Below are 16272 nucleotides of genomic sequence, written 5' to 3'. Positions count from 1 at the left end.
TCAGGATCTGCAAGCCATGAGCAAAGACATCGTTCTCGCGTTTTCCGGTGGCCTCGACACCAGTTTCTGCGTGCCTTACCTGCAGGAGCGCGGCTGGGCCGTGCATACCGTGTTTGCTGACACCGGCGGTGTCGATGCACAGGAGCGTGCGTTCATCGAGCAGCGCGCGGCTGAGCTGGGCGTCGCTTCGCATGTCACCGTGGATGGCGGTCCGGCGATCTGGGAGGGTTTCGTGAAACCCTTCGTGCGGGCGGGCGAGGGCTACCAGGGCCAGTATCCGCTGCTGGTCTCCGATCGCTACCTGATCGTCGAGGCTGCGCTGAAGCGCGCCGCCGAGCTGGGTACCAAGGCGATCGCGCACGGCTGCACCGGCATGGGCAACGACCAGGTGCGCTTCGACCTCACGGTGAAGGCGCTCGGCGACTTCGAGATCGTGGCGCCGATCCGCGAGATCCAGAAAGAGCATACCCAGACGCGCGCCTATGAGCAGAAATATCTCGAAGAGCGTGGCTTCGGCGTGCGTGCCAAGCAGCAGGCCTACACGATCAACGAGAACCTGCTCGGCCTGACCATGTCCGGTGGCGAGATCGACCGCTGGCAGGCGCCGGGCGAGGGCGCGGTGGGCTGGTGCAAGCCGCGCGCCGAATGGCCGTCCAAACCGCTGCGTGTGAAGATCGGCTTCGCCAAGGGCGAGGCGGTGACGCTGGATGGCGAGAAGATCGCCGGTCACCTCATGCTGGCCAAGTTGAATGGCTTGTTCGCCCAGTACGGCGTCGGCCGCGGCATCTACACCGGTGACACCACGATCGGCCTGAAGGGCCGCATCATCTTCGAGGCGCCCGGCCTGACTGCACTGCTCGCCGCGCATCGCGCGCTGGAAGAGGCGGTGCTGTCCAAGCAGCAGAACCGCTTCAAGCCCGAGGTGGCGCGCAAGTGGGTGGAAATCGTGTACGAGGGCTTCTTCCACGATCCGCTGAAGACCGACCTGGAAGCTTTCCTGGCCTCCAGCCAGGCCACCGTCAACGGCGAAGTCACGCTGGAAACCAACGGTGGCGTCGTCAACGCCGTCGCGATCGAGTCCAAGCACATCCTCAATGCCAAGGGCGCCACCTACGCGCAGTCGGCCGACTGGGGCGTGGAGGAGGCCGAGGGCTTCATCAAGCTGTTCGGCATGAGCAGCACGCTGTGGGCCGAGGTCAACCGCGGATGAGCGCGCTGCTCGATGCCACGCTGGAGCATCTGAAGGCGCTGGTCGGTTTCGACACGCGCAACCCGCCGCGTGCGATCGGTACCGACGGCATCTTCGATTATCTGCGTGCGCAATTGCCCGGCTTCGACGTCAAGCTGACCGACTATGGCGCCGGTGCGGTGACCCTGCATGCGGTGCGCGGCCAGCCGAAATACCTGTTCAACGTGCATATGGACACGGTACCCGATTCGCCGCACTGGAGCGCGAGCCCGCACGAACTGCGGGTCACTGCGGATCGTGCGATCGGCCTCGGTGCCTGCGACATCAAAGGTGCGGCGGCCGCGTTGCTGGCGGTGGCGAATGCCACCGACGGTCCGCTGGCGTTGCTGCTGTCCACCGACGAGGAGGCGAACGATCCTCGCTGCATCGCCGGTTTCCTCAGCGAATCGCACGACTACCAGGCGGTGATCGTGGCCGAGCCGACCAGGGCCGAAGCGGTGTTGGCGCATCGCGGCATCCAGTCGGTGCTGATGCGTTTCGCCGGCCACGCCGGCCACGCCTCGGGCGAGCAGAAGCCCAGCGACAGCGCCTTGCACCAGACCGTGCGCTGGGGCGATGCGGCGCTGGATTTCGTCACCGCGCAATCGCATGAGCGCTTCGGCGGACTCACCGGGTTGCGCTTCAACATCGGCCGCATCGAAGGCGGCATCAAGGCGAACATGATCGCGCCGACAGCGGAAGTGCGCTTCGGCTTCCGCCCGCTGCCGACGATGGATCCGGACCAGTTGTTGCGGCGGTTCTCCACATTGGTGGAGCCCGCGCCGGTCGAGTTCACCGAGACGTTCCGTGGCGCATCCCTGCCGGCCGGCGATACCGCGCGGGCCGAGGAGCGCCGACTGGCCGCCCGCGACATCGCCGACGAACTGGAGCTGCCGATCGGCAACGCGGTGGACTTCTGGACCGAGGCCGCGCTGTTCTCGGCCGCCGGCTATACCGCCTTCGTCTACGGCCCCGGCGACATCGCCCAGGCACATAGCGCCGACGAGTGGGTCGCGCTCGATCAATTGCAGCAGTACGCAGAATCTATTTATCGGATCATCAACAGTGGAAACGCATAAGCACACCCGCAAGACCATCGTGCGCCTGCTTTCGAGCATGGGCAGCGCGAAGGAAATCCAGCAGTACCTCAGGCGCTTCTCCGAAGTCGACGCCAAGCGCTTCGCCGTGGTGAAGGTGGGCGGCGCGGTGTTGCGCGACGAGCTGGCCGATCTCGCTTCGTCGCTGACCTTCCTGCAGCAGGTCGGGCTCACCCCGATCGTGCTGCATGGCGCCGGCCCGCAGCTGGACGAGGAGCTGTCGGCGGCCGGCATCGAAAAGCAGACCCTGGCCGGCCTGCGCGTCACCTCGCCGAAGGCGCTGGGCATCGTGCGACGCGTGTTCCAGCAGCAGAACCTGAAGCTGGTCGAGGCACTGCAGTCGATGGACACGCGTGCCACTTCGGTGGCGACGGGCGTGTTCATGGCCAGCTATCTCGATCGCGATACCTACGGTCTGGTCGGCAAGGTGGACAGCATCAACCTGGCGCCGATCGAGGCCAGCCTGCGTGCTGGTTCCATTCCGGTGATCGCCAGCCTCGGCGAGACCGACGAAGGGCAGATCCTCAACATCAACGCCGACTTCGCCGCCAACGAGCTGGTGCGCGTGCTGCAGCCGTACAAGATCGTGTTCCTCACCGGCACCGGCGGCCTGCTCGACGAGCGGGGCAAGCTGATCGACTCGATCAACTTGTCCACCGAGTACGCGCATCTGATGGCGCAGCCGTGGATCAACGGCGGCATGCGTTTGAAGCTGGAACAGATCGCCGACCTGCTGGCCGACCTGCCGCTGACCTCGTCGGTGTCGATCACCCGGCCGGCGGAACTGGCCAAGGAACTGTTCACCCACAAGGGCTCGGGCACGCTGGTGCGGCGCGGCGAGAAAGTGCTGACGTTCGACTCGTGGAAAGGTATCGACCTGGAGCGGATGCGTACACTGATCGAATCGAGTTTCGGGCGCACCCTGGTGCCGGACTATTTCGAACGCACCCGGCCACTGCGCGTCTACGTGAGCGAGAACTATCGCACCGCGATGATCCTCACCGAAGAAGATGGCTTGCCGTATCTGGACAAGTTCGCCGTGCTTGACGACGCGCAGGGCGAAGGCCTCGGACGCGCCGTATGGCAGGTGATGCGCGAGGAGAATCCGCAGCTGTTCTGGCGTTCGCGTCACGGCAACCCGGTCAATCCTTTCTATTACGCCGAGTCCGATGGTTGCCTGAAGCAACCGCACTGGAAGGTGTTCTGGTACGGCATCCACGACTTCGACACCATCGCCCGCTGCGTGACGCATTGCGCACAGCGACAACCGACCTTGACGGACTGAAGCATGAGCACGAACAGGAAACGCATCGGCATCGTCGGCGCACGAGGACATACCGGCGCGGAGCTGATCCGCTTGATTGCGGCGCATCCGGTGCTGGAACTGGCCTTCGTCTCCTCGCGCGAGCTGGACGGTCAGCGCGTCGACGCGCACGTGTCCGAATACCGCGGCGAGTTGTGTTACAGCGCACCGGCGCACGAGGACCTGCCGAAGCTGGGAGCGGACGTGGTGGTGCTGGCGTTGCCCAACGGCAAGGCCGAGGTCTGCGTGGCGGCGTTCGATGCGGCGGGTGTCGATCCGCTGATCGTGGATCTCTCCGCCGATTACCGCTTCGACGCGCACTGGTATTACGGCCTGCCTGAGTTGACGCGCGACAAGTGGCGCGGTGAGAAGCGCATCAGCAATCCCGGTTGCTATGCCACCGCGATGCAGTTGTCGATCGCGCCGCTGAAGGATCTGCTTGCGGCGCCGCCGGTGTGCTTCGGTGTGTCCGGCTACTCCGGTGCCGGTACCACGCCGTCGGACAAGAACGACCCGGACAAGCTGCGCGACAACCTGATGCCGTACGCGCTGACCGGCCACATGCATGAGAAGGAAGCCTCGTTCCGGCTTGGCGTGCCGGTGGAGTTCATGCCGCATGTCGCACCGCATTTTCGCGGACTCACGGTCACCACCAATCTGTATCTCACCCGGCCGTTGAAGCGCGAGGACGTGCTGGCGCGTTTTCATGCAGCCTATGACCACGAGAAGCTGGTGGCGGTAACGGACGAGGCACCATGGGTCAGCCGCATCGCCCATCGCCATCATGCCGAGATTGGTGGCTTTTCCCTGTCGACCGATGGCAAGCGCGTGGTGATCGTGGCGACGCTGGACAACCTGCTTAAGGGTGCAGCCACCCAGGCCATGCAGAACATCAATCGTGCGATCGGCGTCGACGAATACACGGCTATCCCGGTGGGGCAGGAGTGAGGGAAGAGGAGTGAGAGAAAGCTTGCACTCCCCGCCCTCCCCGCAAACCCTTGCTCTTGGTCTCTCTCACTCCTCACTCCTCACTCCTCGACTCCCATGACCCAACCTCTCTGGCAAAAAGATGGCATCCGGATCGACGCCAAGATCATGAAATTCCTCGCCGGTGACGACGTGCTGCTGGATCGCGAGTTCTTCCTGCATGACATCACCGCCAGCAAGGCGCATGTGGAAGGGCTGGCGAATATCGGTGTGGTCAGTGCCGACGAAGCAGTGGCCTTGAAGCGCGAGCTGGATGTGCTGGCGACGGATTTCCGCGCCGGCAGCTTCGTGCTGGACGAGCGCTACGAGGACGGCCATTCGGCGATCGAGGCACGGTTGACCGAGCGACTGGGTGACGCGGGTCGCCGCGTGCATACCGGACGCAGCCGCAACGACCAGATCCTGGTGGCCACCCGACTGTGGCTGAAGGATCAACTGGCCGCACTGCAGGCGCATTGCCGCGCGATCGCGCAGGTCTGTCTCGACCGCGCGGCGCAGCCGGCGCTGCCGTTGCCGGGCTACACCCACCTGCAGCGCGCCGTGGTGTCGTCCACCGCGATGTGGTTTGCCGGTTTCGCCGAAGGCTTCATCGACAACGCGCTGCGCGCGCAACAGACCTCGACGTGGATCGATGCGAACCCGCTCGGCACCGCTGCCGGCTATGGCGTGAATCTCAAGCTGGACCGCGGGCACACCACGCAGGCGCTGGGCTTCGCGCGCATGCAGGTCTCGCCGATCTACGCGCAGCTCTCGCGCGGCAAGTTCGAGATGGCGGTGCTGGAGGCGATCGCCAGCGCACTGCTCGACCTGCGCCGGCTGGCGTGGGATCTGTCGCTGTTCACCACCGCCGAGTTCAACTTCGTGAAGCTTCCATCGGAGTACACCACCGGCAGCTCGATCATGCCGAACAAGCGCAATCCCGACGTGGTGGAACTGCTGCGCGCCAGCTACGCCAGTGTCGCCGCCGCGCGCACCGAGATCGAACAGCTGCTGTCGCTGCCGTCCGGTTACCAGCGCGACCTGCAGTTCTCCAAGGGCTCGCTGTTCCATGGTTGCCGTCATGGTCTGGCTGCACTGGAACTGGTGCCTGATCTGCTGGCGCGCATGCAATGGAACGAGGATGCCATGCGTGCGGCGATCGAGCCGGCGATGTATGCCACCGATGTGGCGATCGAACAGGCCGTCGCCGGCGTCCCGTTTCGCGATGCTTATCGCGCGGCCGCTGAAACCGCGAGTTCGGCAGGGCAGGGACGTACGCCGGAGAGCAGCCTCTCCGCGCGCTTGTCACCCGGGTCGGGTCATGATCTGCGGCTGGATGAACTTGCCGCGCGGCTGGAAGAGATGTCTGCACGTCAAAGTTGATTCGCGCAACGACTTTACGGTACTCGCGTCGTGGCAAGACATCGCTGCGACCATGAAGCAAGTTCCTGATCATGAGGGGGTGGGCGATGTTGGAACTGGATGGCACGACATGTCGGCTGGCAACGGGTGGTTGGATGCACGCTCATGCAGAGGCCCGCATGGATGCCGTGACGAGCTGCGGTGAAGATCCGTTCGATCGCGGTGTCATCAGCAGTGACTGTGAGCGTGGCTGATGAATGCATCGGGCGATCGGTAGTTCGCTTGTGTCAGGCGGCAAGTGATGCCGCTTCCGCGCTTTGCCCGGTGGGCGGCGGACGGACATAATCAAATGATGCAGCCATCTCGATCGAACAATTTCGACTTTGTGCGCCTGCTGGCGGCTGGCGTAGTGCTGTGCGGGCATCAATTTGCAGTGTGCCTGCGTCCGGAGCCGTCGCCTTTCGGATTGATCACGCTGGGCACGTTGGGCGTGCTGATATTCTTTTCGATAAGCGGCTATCTGGTGGCACAAAGCTGGGTCCGTGATCCCCACGTATTGCGTTTTGCCAGCAAGCGCTTTTTACGCATCTGGCCAGGGTTGGCCGTGGTGACGTTTGTGGCGGCATTTGTCATCGGGCCGGCCGTCACTTCCCTGTCGTTGCCTGGTTATTTCGGTTCACCTGCAACATGGGGTTATTTGACGCAACTGTACTTGAATATCAAGTATGTCTTGCCGGGTGTGTTTGAGCATAATCCCGTGTCTGTCGTGAACGGGTCGTTATGGACCATTCCCATTGAAGTTCGCTGGTATGGTGTTTTGCTGGTGGCCGGAATTTTCGGTCTGCTCCATAAAAAGATGCGCTTTGCATTGTTGCTTGGAGTTGTGCTTTACGCGATTTACATCTACGGCATCTTTGACGTGCAGCACAATCCGCGGGCGGCATTTCTGAGGCCCGATTTCGGTTGCGAATACGGCAGCTATTTCTGTTACGGAGTGTTGATGAACAGCTTTCGTGAGGAATGGCATAGATACCGGTTGCTGTTGGCCGGCTTGTTAAGCGGGCTGGCGGTGCTGCTTGCCGCCGCGCACCATGGATATGCCGCCATCTACGCATTATTGCCGTTCCTGGTGATCTGGTTTGGTACGTCTTCGACGCCGGTGTTGCGGGATTTTGGCCGTTATGGTGACTTTTCGTACGGGATCTATATTTATGCCTTCATGGTCCAGCAGTTTCTCATTTCGATCCTGGGAATTGACCATTCATACTGGGCGGCTGTGTCGGCTTCGGCAGTCTGTACGCTGGGGCTTGCCGTGGTGTCATGGCATTTTGTCGAGGCGCCGGCCATGACACTTAAACGCCATCTCGGTCGCGGTGATGCAGGGCGGCTCGGCATGGCGAATACTCCAGTCTCGCCGGCGAGCCTGCCTCCCGCGGTCGATTGAATGTCATGTTCATTTTCCGGTATCCGGGATGGCGACTGGTCCTTTTTGCTGAAGTAACCGTCAGCGCCATCGAGGCGATCAAGGCCGCCCGCAGTTCACCACGCATGATGCATTCGAATATCTTTCGCCATCAGGTTGCCGGCACATGAAAAGAAACTTATGGATATGCGTGGTCCTGCTGTTTGCCAGCATGGCTTTGGCACGGGCTGCGGTACCGGCTCAGCCTGCCTCGAACCCTTTCGTGTTGAGCGCTGCGCAGAAAGACAAGTTGTTGGCTGACTGGCCGCAACTGGAAAGATACCGTGACGAAAACGCGGCATTTTCGCCACCCGGGAAGGGCGACAAGCGTGTCGTCTTCATGGGTGATTCAATCACCGACATCTGGCGTGGCCGGGATTTCTTTCCAGGAAAGCGCTACATCAATCGCGGCATCAGTGGACAGACCACCGGGCAGATGCTGGTCCGGTTTCGTGCCGACGTCATTGCGTTGAAGCCTCGCGTAGTCGTGATTCTTGCCGGTACCAACGATATTGCGGACAACAAGGGGCCGTATTCCCTGCAGATGATCGAGGACAACCTCACATCCATGGCGGAGCTCGCACGCGTCAATGGCATCAAGGTCGTGCTGGCATCGATCACGCCGGTCAATGACGTCTATTTCCCTCTGACGGCGGGCCGACCGCCGCAAAAGATCCGCGCGCTGAATGCATGGATCAAGGCCTATGCCCGTCGCCAGCACTTCATTTATCTCGATTATTACGATGCGCTGCTAGGCCCGCATGACATGCTGAAAAAGGATTTCTCGGTCGATGGCATACACCCCAATCCGCAGGGCTATGCCGTGATGTCGCCGCTGGCGCAACGTGCAATCGACAAGGCTCTGGCGGATCCATGATCGGCCATCGCGGGCGCGTGCTAATCGGGGCGCTGACGCCATGGATGCACGCAGGGCGTTGTCTCAGGGCGTAATAATTGAGGGGATATGGCATGAGTTTGCATGTGGGCTTGCCCGAACAGGCGTTGCCGCGCTGGCGTCGTGCCGTGCTGAAGGTGGGCAGCAACCTGCTCGCCGCCGATGGTGGCGGCCTCACGCCACGCTACGCCGAAAAGCTTGCCGGCTTCATTGCCGCCAGTCATGCAGCCGGCCGGCAAGTGGTGCTGGTGTCTTCCGGTGCCGTGGCTGCCGGGCGTGTGCTGCTGCGTCAGCATGCAGCTGATGGGGCTGGCCTCGCGGCACGCCAGGCGCTGGCTGCGCTGGGCCAGGCGCCGATGATTGCGCTTTGGCAGTCGCTGTCCGCGCGTCCGGTGGCACAGGTGCTGCTGACCCACGACGATCTGCGCAGCCGCCGGCGCTACCTCAACGCCCGCGCCACGCTGCGCGAGTTATTGGTACTCGACGTGCTGCCGGTGGTGAACGAGAACGACACCGTGGCGGTGGACGAGCTGAAGCTGGGCGACAACGACAATCTCGCGGCGATCGTCGCCGCACTGGTCGATGCCGACCTGTTGCTGATCGCGTCCGATGTCGATGCGCTGTACAGCGCCGATCCGCGCCGCGATCCGGCAGCCACGGCGATCACGCATGTACCCGCGTTGACGCCGGCGATCCTGGCGATGGCCGGCGGCAGCGGCAGCGCGGCGGGTACCGGTGGCATGCGCACCAAGCTGGAGGCAGCGGCGAAGGCCGCCGCCGCGGGCATTGCCACCGCACTGTTCAGCGGCCGTGACGCGGCGACCGTGCAGGCGCTGCAGCATGACCGGTTGCACGGCACGCTGTTCGCCGCCGCCGGCACACGCATGCAGGCCCGCAAATACTGGTTGCGGCATGCGCCGGCCGCGCCGGGGCGCATCCGCATCGATGCGGGCGCTGCCGATGCGCTGGCCGGCGGGCGTGTCTCGCTGCTGCCGGGCGGCGTGCTTGGTGCGGAGGGCGAATTTCACCGCGGCGATCTGGTGGAGATTGTCGATACGGGCGAGCGACCCCTCGCGCGCGGTCTCAGCCAGTACGGCGCCGCCGAGGTGCGCCGGCTGGCCGGGCGGCATAGCCGTGAGATCGACGGCGTGCTTGGCTACAGCTACGGCGCCGAAGTGGTGCATCGTGACGATCTCGTCACCGTGGGCGAGATCGTCATGCCCGGCAAGGAGCTCACCGCATGAGCACGATCCGCGAACTGGCGCTGGCCTGCCGTGACGCCGCACAGGTCGTCGCCGCGCTCGACAGCACCGCCAAGCGCGCGCTTCTGCGCGACATGGCAGCAGCACTGGAAACCCAGGCCGCTGCGGTGCTGGATGCAAACGCGTGCGACATGCAAGAGGCTGCGGCGAAAGGCGTGCAGGGCGCGATGCTCGATCGCCTGCGGCTGGACGAGACACGCGTGGCGGGCATCGCGAACGCATTGCGCGAGGTGGTCGAGCTGCCTGATCCGGTCGGTGTAGTGACGCGCCGCGAGACGCGACCGAATGGCTTGTCGATCGAACGCGTGCGGATTCCGCTCGGCGTGATCGCGATGATCTACGAGGCACGCCCCAACGTCACCGCCGACGCTGCCGCGTTGTGCCTGATGGCCGGCAACGGCGTGATCCTGCGCGGAGGCTCTGAGGCGATCCACTCCAACACGGCGATTGCGGCGGCGTTGAAGTCGGCACTGCAAGCGCACGGCGTGCCTGCCGCCGCGCTGACCCTGGTCGAGGATCTGCGCCGCGAGACGATGGTCGAGCTGCTGCAGCTAAGGGATATCGTTGACCTCGCCATCCCGCGTGGCGGCGAAGGCCTGATCCGCTTCGTCGCCGAGCATGCGCGCGTGCCGGTGATCAAGCACTACAAGGGTGTCTGTCACCTCTATGTGGATCGCGCCGCTGATCTGGCGCTGGCGCTGAACTTGCTGATCGACGGCAAGACCACACGCCCCGGCGTGTGCAATGCGTTGGAGACCCTGCTGGTGCATCGGGATATCGCCGATGCATTCCTGCCGCAGGCGGCACGGGCCTTGCGCGAGCGCGGCGTCGAGTTGCGTGGCGACGAGCGCAGCTGCGCGCTGGTACCCGACATGCATGCAGCCAGCGACGACGACTACGCCGCCGAATTCCTGGACCTCATCCTCGCCGTGCGTGTGGTCGACGACCTCGATGCAGCCATCGCGCACATCCACCGCCACGGCTCCGACCACACCGAAGTCATCGCCACCGCCGACGAGGCCGCCGCGAAACGCTTCGTGCAGGCGATCCGCTCGGCCGTGGTGATGGTCAACGCCTCGTCGCGCTTCAGCGATGGCGGCGAGCTGGGCCTCGGCGCCGAGATCGGGATATCCACCACCCGCCTGCACGCCTACGGCCCGATGGGTGCGGAATCGCTCACGGTGGAGCGCTTTGTCGTGCATGGAGAAGGGCAGGTGCGGCATCCGCAGGGCGTGGCGGATGCCTGAATAGTCGTTGGGTGCGACTGCACTTGCCGGTGCAATCACTCAATCCCATCGATTCGCGTTCTTCGGGAAGCCGGGACGTTGTACGCGTAGGACGCAAAACCTCTGCCCGGTCGTGGGCTGCATCACAAACCAGCGCTCCAGACGATCCGCCACGCGGGCCCCCAATGCTTCCAGGCGCGCCACTTCGGCGGGGATATCGTCAGTTTCAATGTCGGGGTGAATTCGACTCTCATGTTCGACGCGCTGGATCTGCACGACAGGTTCGTCGGGTGGCGTATCGAGCATGCGATAGTTGCCGCGCGTACGCGGGTGAGCGAAATCTGGTGATCCCTTATCGGTTGTCGTGCCAGTGACGCACCGCTTCGGCAAACGCCAGGCAGTCCACATGGCGGTTGTACAGCGGCGTGGGCGAGATGCGGATGACGTCGGGTTCGCGCCAGTCGCCGATGATGCCGTGCGCCATCAGGTACTCGAACAGTGCACGGCCACGTTCGCGGCCGCCGACCACCCGGATCGACAGTTGTGCGCCCCGACGTTCGGGATCGGCGGGTGTCACCACTTGCAGCAGATCCGCAAGCTGCGTCTGCACCAACCACTCCAGATATCCGGTGAGCTGCAATGACTTCGCGCGCAGCGCTGCCATGCCGGCGCGGCGGAAGATCTGCAGCGAAACGCGCAGCGGCGCCAGCGCGAGGATCGGCGGGTTGGACAGCTGCCAGCCATCGGCACCTGCGGTCGGCACGAATTCGGGGCCCATCTGGAAGCGGGTGGTCTTGTCGTGGCCCCACCAGCCAGCGAAGCGTGGCAAGTGGCTGCGTGCATGGCGCTCGTGCACGAAGGCGCCGCCGACCGCGCCGGGGCCGCTGTTGAGGTATTTGTAGCTGCACCAGATCGCGAAATCCGCACCGCTGTCGTGCAGTTGCAGCGGCAGGTTGCCGACGGCGTGGGCGAGGTCGAAGCCCACCGCGCAGCCATGCTGGTGCGCGAGTTCGGTGATCGCCTTGAGGTCGAGCGCCTGGCCGGTGCGGTATTGCACGCCGGGCAGCATCACCAGCGCGATGCGCGAACCGTGTTCGGCCAGCGCGCGTGCGATCGCCGCCAGCGAGAGGGTGCCGTTCGGCTCGTCGCCGTGCAGTTCGATCAGCGAGAGTGCGGGGCTGAAACCGTGGAAGCGGATCTGCGATTCCACCGCGTAGCGGTCGGTGGGGAAGGCGCCGGCCTCGATCAGGATCGCGTGCCGCTCGGGCGTGGGGCGGTAGAAACTCACCATCATCAGGTGCAGGTTCACGCCCAGCGTATTCATCGCCACCACTTCGGACGGCCGCGCGCCGACCACGGCGGCAAGGTCGTCGCGCACGAATTCGTGGTAATCCATCCATGGCAGGCGCCCCTTGAAGTGGCCTTCCACCGCCAGCTCGCCCCAGTAGTCCAGCTCGGCGCTGATCGCCTCGCGCACCGCGCGCGGCTGCAGGCCCAGCGAGTTGCCGCAGAAGTACACGCTGTCGCGCCCTTCATGCGGCGGGATCAGGAACTCGTCGCGGAATGCGCGCAGTGGATCGGTGGCGTCCTGGGCGCGGGCCCAGTCGAGGTTGGCTTCAAAATGGGTGGGCATATCAGTCCATGGAAGGCGGCCGCTCCGCCTGCGAGCAGGGGAGGGGCAAGAGAGGCTGAACTGGCGAGGAGTGGCGCCTCCCGGGAGTCGCGGAAAGGCGCCTGTGGCCGATTTACTTCAGTCGCGCCGCGACGGCGTCGCAGCCCTTGTCGAATTCGTTCTTCCAGCTGACACCGGCCTGGCTCTGCGAAGGGCGCACGCAGCGCAGCTGGATGGCATGGCCGTTCTTGAACCAGTAATGCTCGACGTAGCTGAACTCGGCGCCGTTTTCCTGCGCGGTGTAGAAGTTGCTGTTCGGCTGCGGAGGGACGGCGGCAGCCTTGTAGCCGGGCAGCGACATGGCTTTCGCGGTGGCATTGCTCTTGTACTGGTTGAAGCCATTGACGTCGGCGGCCTGGGTCACGGTCACCGTAATGCGTGCCAGGCTGGTCTTGCCGGTGGGCGACGGATCAGGCACCTGGAACACGCGCGTTTCCGGGTCGCCCTGGGTTTCCATGATGTCCTGCCAGCTGTCCGGCGTGCTGAAGGTGACGCTGCCGTCGGCCATGCTGACATCGGTGGCGTGGAGGCGACCGGCGAGCAGTATGGTGCTGGCCAAGGCAAGGGCGACGGTAGAGGTGCGGCGCAAGAAACTCATGCTGACTCCAGGAAAGTGTTGTCGGGGACAAACCGGTGTTTTGGCAGGCCCAGCCATTCGAGTGCGGTGCCGTGAAACAGTCGGGCGCGGTCGGTGTCGTCCAGGCCCAGCGCTTCGATGCCACTGCCGGGTTCCTGCTCGCCCAGCGGGAAAGGATAGTCGGTGCCAAGCATCACCTGCTCGACGCCCGTCACATCCAGCAGATAGCGCAACGCCAGATCGTCGTGCACGCAGGAGTCGAAATAGAAGCGCTTGAGGTATTCGCGCGGGTTGCGCGGATTGTCGGTGGCGACCAGGTCCGGGCGCATCTTGAAACCGTGCTCGATGCGGCCGATCGTCGACGGGAAGCTGCCGCCGCCGTGCGCCAGCATCACGCGCAGCTTCGGCAGCCGCTCCAGCACGCCGCCGAAGGCGAGGCAGCAGGCCGCGCGTGCCTGCTCGGCCGGCATGCCGACCAGCCACGGCATCCAGTACTTCGGCATCGTCGACGCGCCCATCATGTCCCAGGGATGCACCAGCACCGCGGCACCGAGATCGGCGGCCGCCTCGAAGAACGGGAACAGTTCCGGCGCATCCAGGTTCCACTCGCCGCAATGCGAGCCGACCTGTACGCCCTGCAGGCCGAGCTCGTCGATGCAGCGCTCCAGTTCGCGGATCGCCAGTTCAGGCGCCTGCAGCGGCACGGTGCCGATACCGGCGTAATGGCGTGGATAGTCGCGGCAGATGCCGGCCATGTGGTTGTTCAGATGGCGGTGCAGCTCCAGCGCCTGGTGGCCCGGCGCCCAGTACGAGAACAGCACCGGTACGGTGGAGATCACCTGCACGTCGACGCCGAAGCGGGCGTAGTCGTCGATGCGTGTCTGCGGGTCGAACGCCGAATCCCACACTTCGCGGAAGAAGCGGCTGTCCTTGTAGATGCGGTGGCGCCCGTCGGTATGCGTCATTACCGGAAAGCGGTCGTCGCCGTACTTGGCCGCGAGATTCGGCCAGTCGCGGGGCAGGATGTGTGCGTGGGTATCGATCTTGAGCATCCGCGCAGTGTAAAACCTCTGCGCCCCGGCGTCGTGTTGCGATCCAGCAGGGATCAAGGCCGCACTAGCTGTGCGAAGGCTCGGCAACGGCCTCCTGGCGGGCGCGGTTCACCACATGGGCCAGCGTGTTGACGTTGTCGACCAGGCGGTCGCTGAGTCGCGTCAGCAAGTCTGCGGCTGTGCGGTCATCGGCGCCCTGGAGCAAGGTCATCAACGAGCGCTGGCGGGCGCGCAGGTCAGGCAGGGCATCCGTGCTGCGTTGTTCGCGCAAGGCCGTGGCGATGGCTTGCACGACGTCGGCGCACTGTTCCAGGAAATGGCCGATCCCGGCCTGTTCGGGCAGGCTGGCGAGATCGTCGAGGGTGGCTTCCAATGTCATCGCCGTGCGCGCCAGTCGGTTGCCGTTGGCGAACAGCGCACGCGCCAGCGCCAGCAGTGCCGGTGGCGTGGCCGGTTCGGCGCGCATGCGGTCGATCGAAGCCTGCGCATTGGTGCGCGCGGTACGCGCCGCACTGCGTGCCTCGCGATGGGCGTTGCGCTGGTCGGGCGTGGCCAGTGCATGCAGGTAGTTGGCGTAGGCATCCAGCATCACCGCCAATGCGGCACGTGCGCGACCGCGTTCCCAGGTCGGCCATGCAACGTAGGCGAGCAGCGCCATGCCGCAGCCCAAAGCCGTGTTGATTACCCGGTCCATCACCGCGGCGCCGGAGTTGACGCCTTCGAACGACAGCAGGATCACCACGGTGCCGGTCAGCGCAGCCACCGCGATGCCGTAGTGGGCGGTGGCCAGGTAACGGAACGCCATGCACAGCACGGCCATCAGCGCGAGATGCGCCCATGGCTGGCTCGGCGTGATGTGCAGCAGCACCGTGGTGATCACCAGGCCAAGCACGGTGCCGAGTACGCGCAGCAGGCCGAAGTTGAAGGTGGCGGCGAAGTCGGGCCGCAGCACGATCGCGGCGGTCATCGGCAGCCAATAGCCATGTGGCAGTTGCAGTTGCCGCGAAAGCCACCATGCCGCGCTTAGGCAGACCGCCATGCGCATGGCGTGCCGGAATGCCACCGAGCGCGGGGTGAGGCTGGCGCGCAGGGTGGCCCAGGTGGAACTGCTGCGCAGTGCCTTGGGCAGCCGTGTTTCCGCCGCGCTGGCGCGCAGCTCGCCACCGCTGCCGGCCCAGTCGGCATTGCGCACGGCGGCGGCCAGCTGGCCGGAAAGGGCATGGATATGCGCGGTCAGGCTGCGGTTGTTACTGCGGTCGAGCAGGGCGTGTTCGCTGGCCTGCATGGTACGCAGTACGCGGGCAGCCTGTTCGGGCGACTCGCCCTGTTCCAGCGCCGTGGAGATGGCGCTCAGCACGCGGGCGGCATCCGCACGGAACATCGCATGGATGGCCGGGTCGGCATGCAGCGAGCCCAGTGCGGTGAGCTCCAGCCGGATGCGTTCGGCCAGTTCCAGCAGCACGCTGAACGCCTCCATCGCACGGCCATGCGCACGGTACTGGCCCAGCAGGGTCTGCTGCAGGTTGGTCATGGCCTCGGTCAGCGCCGGCACGTCGGCCTCGTCATGCGCCTGCTGCCTGGCCAGTGCGGCCAGGCCCGCGTAGACATGGGCCAGCGCGTGGCGCTCCGGCAGATAGCGTTGCCACGGCCATGCCGCCAGCGAGAACAGGGTAAGCAGCAGGCCGCCGCAGAAGATCAGCGTCCCACCGCTCAGCGCGCCGGCCAGCGAGGTCGGGGTCGATGCGGTGACCACCAGCAGGATCATGCTGGTCATGCCGACCCGTGCGGTATCGGTGCCGAACACCACCAGCAGGCCGCCGAAGAAGCCGCAGGCAGCGGTGGCCAGCAGCATCGGCAGCAACTGGCCACCGATCAGCAGGCCGCACAGCGAGGCCAGCCCGGCCGCCAGCGAGGCCAGCAGCAGCTGGCGCATGCGTTGGCGATACGGCCCGGGTTGATCGGAGAACATCGTATCCAGCGCGCCGGCGCCGATGGCCAGTCCCGCCTCCGTGTGCCCCGTGGCCAGTCCGATGCCGAGCGGCAGTACCACCGCCGCGGTATTGCGCAATACCACCTGCCACGGCACGTCCGGCCGCTTGATCTGGGTCAGGCTTTCGATCGCATGGGCGCGTAGCGAGTAACCGCTGGAGGGCATGGGGCTGGAAGTGAG

15 protein-coding genes are annotated in these 16272 nt (G+C 64.9%); 10 read left to right on the top strand and 5 right to left on the bottom strand.

The genetic code is table 11. From position 1 onward, the window contains the following. Positions 1-16 precede the first annotated feature (16 nt). The 10 genes from B0E46_RS05945 to B0E46_RS05905 all read left to right on the top strand — a co-directional run bounded on the left by B0E46_RS05945 (position 17) and on the right by B0E46_RS05905 (position 10822). A complete protein-coding gene (locus B0E46_RS05945) occupies positions 17-1210 on the top strand; it encodes an argininosuccinate synthase (protein WP_077554852.1) in 1194 nt (397 codons plus the stop codon). Further along, positions 1207-2307: an acetylornithine deacetylase gene (locus B0E46_RS05940; RefSeq protein WP_077554851.1), complete on the top strand. Its 1101-nt coding sequence runs from the start codon at positions 1207-1209 to the stop codon at positions 2305-2307. Before B0E46_RS05945 ends, B0E46_RS05940 begins: the two co-directional genes overlap by 4 nt. Next, entirely contained in the window at positions 2294-3610 is a 1317-nt protein-coding gene (locus B0E46_RS05935; RefSeq protein ID WP_077554850.1) for an acetylglutamate kinase, read from the top strand. Before B0E46_RS05940 ends, B0E46_RS05935 begins: the two co-directional genes overlap by 14 nt. A 3-nt stretch (positions 3611-3613) precedes the next feature. Then, the gene (argC, locus tag B0E46_RS05930) at positions 3614-4576 is read left to right on the top strand and encodes an N-acetyl-gamma-glutamyl-phosphate reductase (RefSeq protein WP_077554849.1); all 963 of its coding nucleotides are present in this window, start codon (positions 3614-3616) and stop codon (positions 4574-4576) included. Positions 4577-4672: 96 nt separating this feature from the next. Then, on the top strand, positions 4673-5977 hold the full coding sequence (gene argH, locus B0E46_RS05925) for an argininosuccinate lyase (RefSeq protein WP_077554848.1): 1305 nt from the start codon (positions 4673-4675) through the stop codon (positions 5975-5977). Between the two features lie 280 nt (positions 5978-6257). Beyond that, entirely contained in the window at positions 6258-7400 is a 1143-nt protein-coding gene (locus B0E46_RS05920; protein WP_077554847.1) for an acyltransferase, read from the top strand. 5 nt (positions 7401-7405) lie between these two features. After that, positions 7406-7549 (top strand): hypothetical protein, encoded by a 144-nt coding sequence (locus B0E46_RS17685; protein WP_168171144.1) that lies wholly within the window; start codon positions 7406-7408, stop codon positions 7547-7549. 20 nt (positions 7550-7569) lie between these two features. Continuing rightward, positions 7570-8295 (top strand): SGNH/GDSL hydrolase family protein, encoded by a 726-nt coding sequence (locus tag B0E46_RS05915; RefSeq protein ID WP_254425060.1) that lies wholly within the window; start codon positions 7570-7572, stop codon positions 8293-8295. Between the two features lie 92 nt (positions 8296-8387). Then, entirely contained in the window at positions 8388-9557 is a 1170-nt protein-coding gene (proB, locus tag B0E46_RS05910; protein ID WP_077554845.1) for a glutamate 5-kinase, read from the top strand. Beyond that, a complete protein-coding gene (locus B0E46_RS05905) occupies positions 9554-10822 on the top strand; it encodes a glutamate-5-semialdehyde dehydrogenase (RefSeq protein WP_077554844.1) in 1269 nt (422 codons plus the stop codon). Before proB ends, B0E46_RS05905 begins: the two co-directional genes overlap by 4 nt. A gap of 39 nt (positions 10823-10861) precedes the next feature. Here B0E46_RS05905 and B0E46_RS05900 read toward each other — a convergent pair whose 3' ends face one another. The 5 genes from B0E46_RS05900 to B0E46_RS05880 form a co-directional block, all read right to left on the bottom strand. Then, positions 10862-11209, bottom strand: a complete 348-nt coding sequence (locus tag B0E46_RS05900) for a VOC family protein (RefSeq protein WP_077554843.1) — start codon at positions 11207-11209, stop codon at positions 10862-10864. After that, on the bottom strand, positions 11154-12434 hold the full coding sequence (kynU, locus tag B0E46_RS05895; protein WP_077554842.1) for a kynureninase: 1281 nt from the start codon (positions 12432-12434) through the stop codon (positions 11154-11156). The genes B0E46_RS05900 and kynU overlap by 56 nt, the downstream gene beginning before the upstream one ends. A gap of 112 nt (positions 12435-12546) precedes the next feature. Continuing rightward, positions 12547-13071, bottom strand: a complete 525-nt coding sequence (locus tag B0E46_RS05890) for a hypothetical protein (protein WP_077554841.1) — start codon at positions 13069-13071, stop codon at positions 12547-12549. After that, complete coding sequence (locus B0E46_RS05885) at positions 13068-14102, bottom strand: amidohydrolase family protein (protein ID WP_077554840.1); 1035 nt, start codon at positions 14100-14102, stop codon at positions 13068-13070. The genes B0E46_RS05890 and B0E46_RS05885 overlap by 4 nt, the downstream gene beginning before the upstream one ends. Before the next feature lie 64 nt (positions 14103-14166). Continuing rightward, complete coding sequence (locus B0E46_RS05880; RefSeq protein ID WP_077554839.1) at positions 14167-16257, bottom strand: FUSC family protein; 2091 nt, start codon at positions 16255-16257, stop codon at positions 14167-14169. Between the last annotated feature and the right edge of the window lie 15 nt (positions 16258-16272).

Source organism: Rhodanobacter sp. B04 (genome assembly GCF_002001125.1).
In the GTDB taxonomy this organism is placed as follows: Bacteria; Pseudomonadota; Gammaproteobacteria; order Xanthomonadales; family Rhodanobacteraceae; genus Rhodanobacter.
The sequence above is the reverse complement of the archived record's forward strand: the minus strand, read 5'-3'. Positions and strand labels throughout refer to the sequence as shown.

Coding starts and splice junctions, on each gene's coding strand:
- argH (WP_077554848.1), top strand. CDS start 4,673: ATGACCCAACCTCTCTGGCAAAAAGATGGCATCCGGATCGACGCCAAG.
- B0E46_RS05880 (WP_077554839.1), bottom strand. CDS start 16,257: ATGCCCTCCAGCGGTTACTCGCTACGCGCCCATGCGATCGAAAGCCTG.
- B0E46_RS05920 (WP_077554847.1), top strand. CDS start 6,258: ATGCCGCTTCCGCGCTTTGCCCGGTGGGCGGCGGACGGACATAATCAA.
- B0E46_RS17685 (WP_168171144.1), top strand. CDS start 7,406: ATGTTCATTTTCCGGTATCCGGGATGGCGACTGGTCCTTTTTGCTGAA.
- B0E46_RS05890 (WP_077554841.1), bottom strand. CDS start 13,071: ATGAGTTTCTTGCGCCGCACCTCTACCGTCGCCCTTGCCTTGGCCAGC.
- proB (WP_077554845.1), top strand. CDS start 8,388: ATGAGTTTGCATGTGGGCTTGCCCGAACAGGCGTTGCCGCGCTGGCGT.
- B0E46_RS05945 (WP_077554852.1), top strand. CDS start 17: ATGAGCAAAGACATCGTTCTCGCGTTTTCCGGTGGCCTCGACACCAGT.
- B0E46_RS05900 (WP_077554843.1), bottom strand. CDS start 11,209: ATGTGGACTGCCTGGCGTTTGCCGAAGCGGTGCGTCACTGGCACGACA.
- kynU (WP_077554842.1), bottom strand. CDS start 12,434: ATGCCCACCCATTTTGAAGCCAACCTCGACTGGGCCCGCGCCCAGGAC.
- B0E46_RS05940 (WP_077554851.1), top strand. CDS start 1,207: ATGAGCGCGCTGCTCGATGCCACGCTGGAGCATCTGAAGGCGCTGGTC.
- B0E46_RS05885 (WP_077554840.1), bottom strand. CDS start 14,102: ATGCTCAAGATCGATACCCACGCACACATCCTGCCCCGCGACTGGCCG.
- B0E46_RS05905 (WP_077554844.1), top strand. CDS start 9,554: ATGAGCACGATCCGCGAACTGGCGCTGGCCTGCCGTGACGCCGCACAG.
- argC (WP_077554849.1), top strand. CDS start 3,614: ATGAGCACGAACAGGAAACGCATCGGCATCGTCGGCGCACGAGGACAT.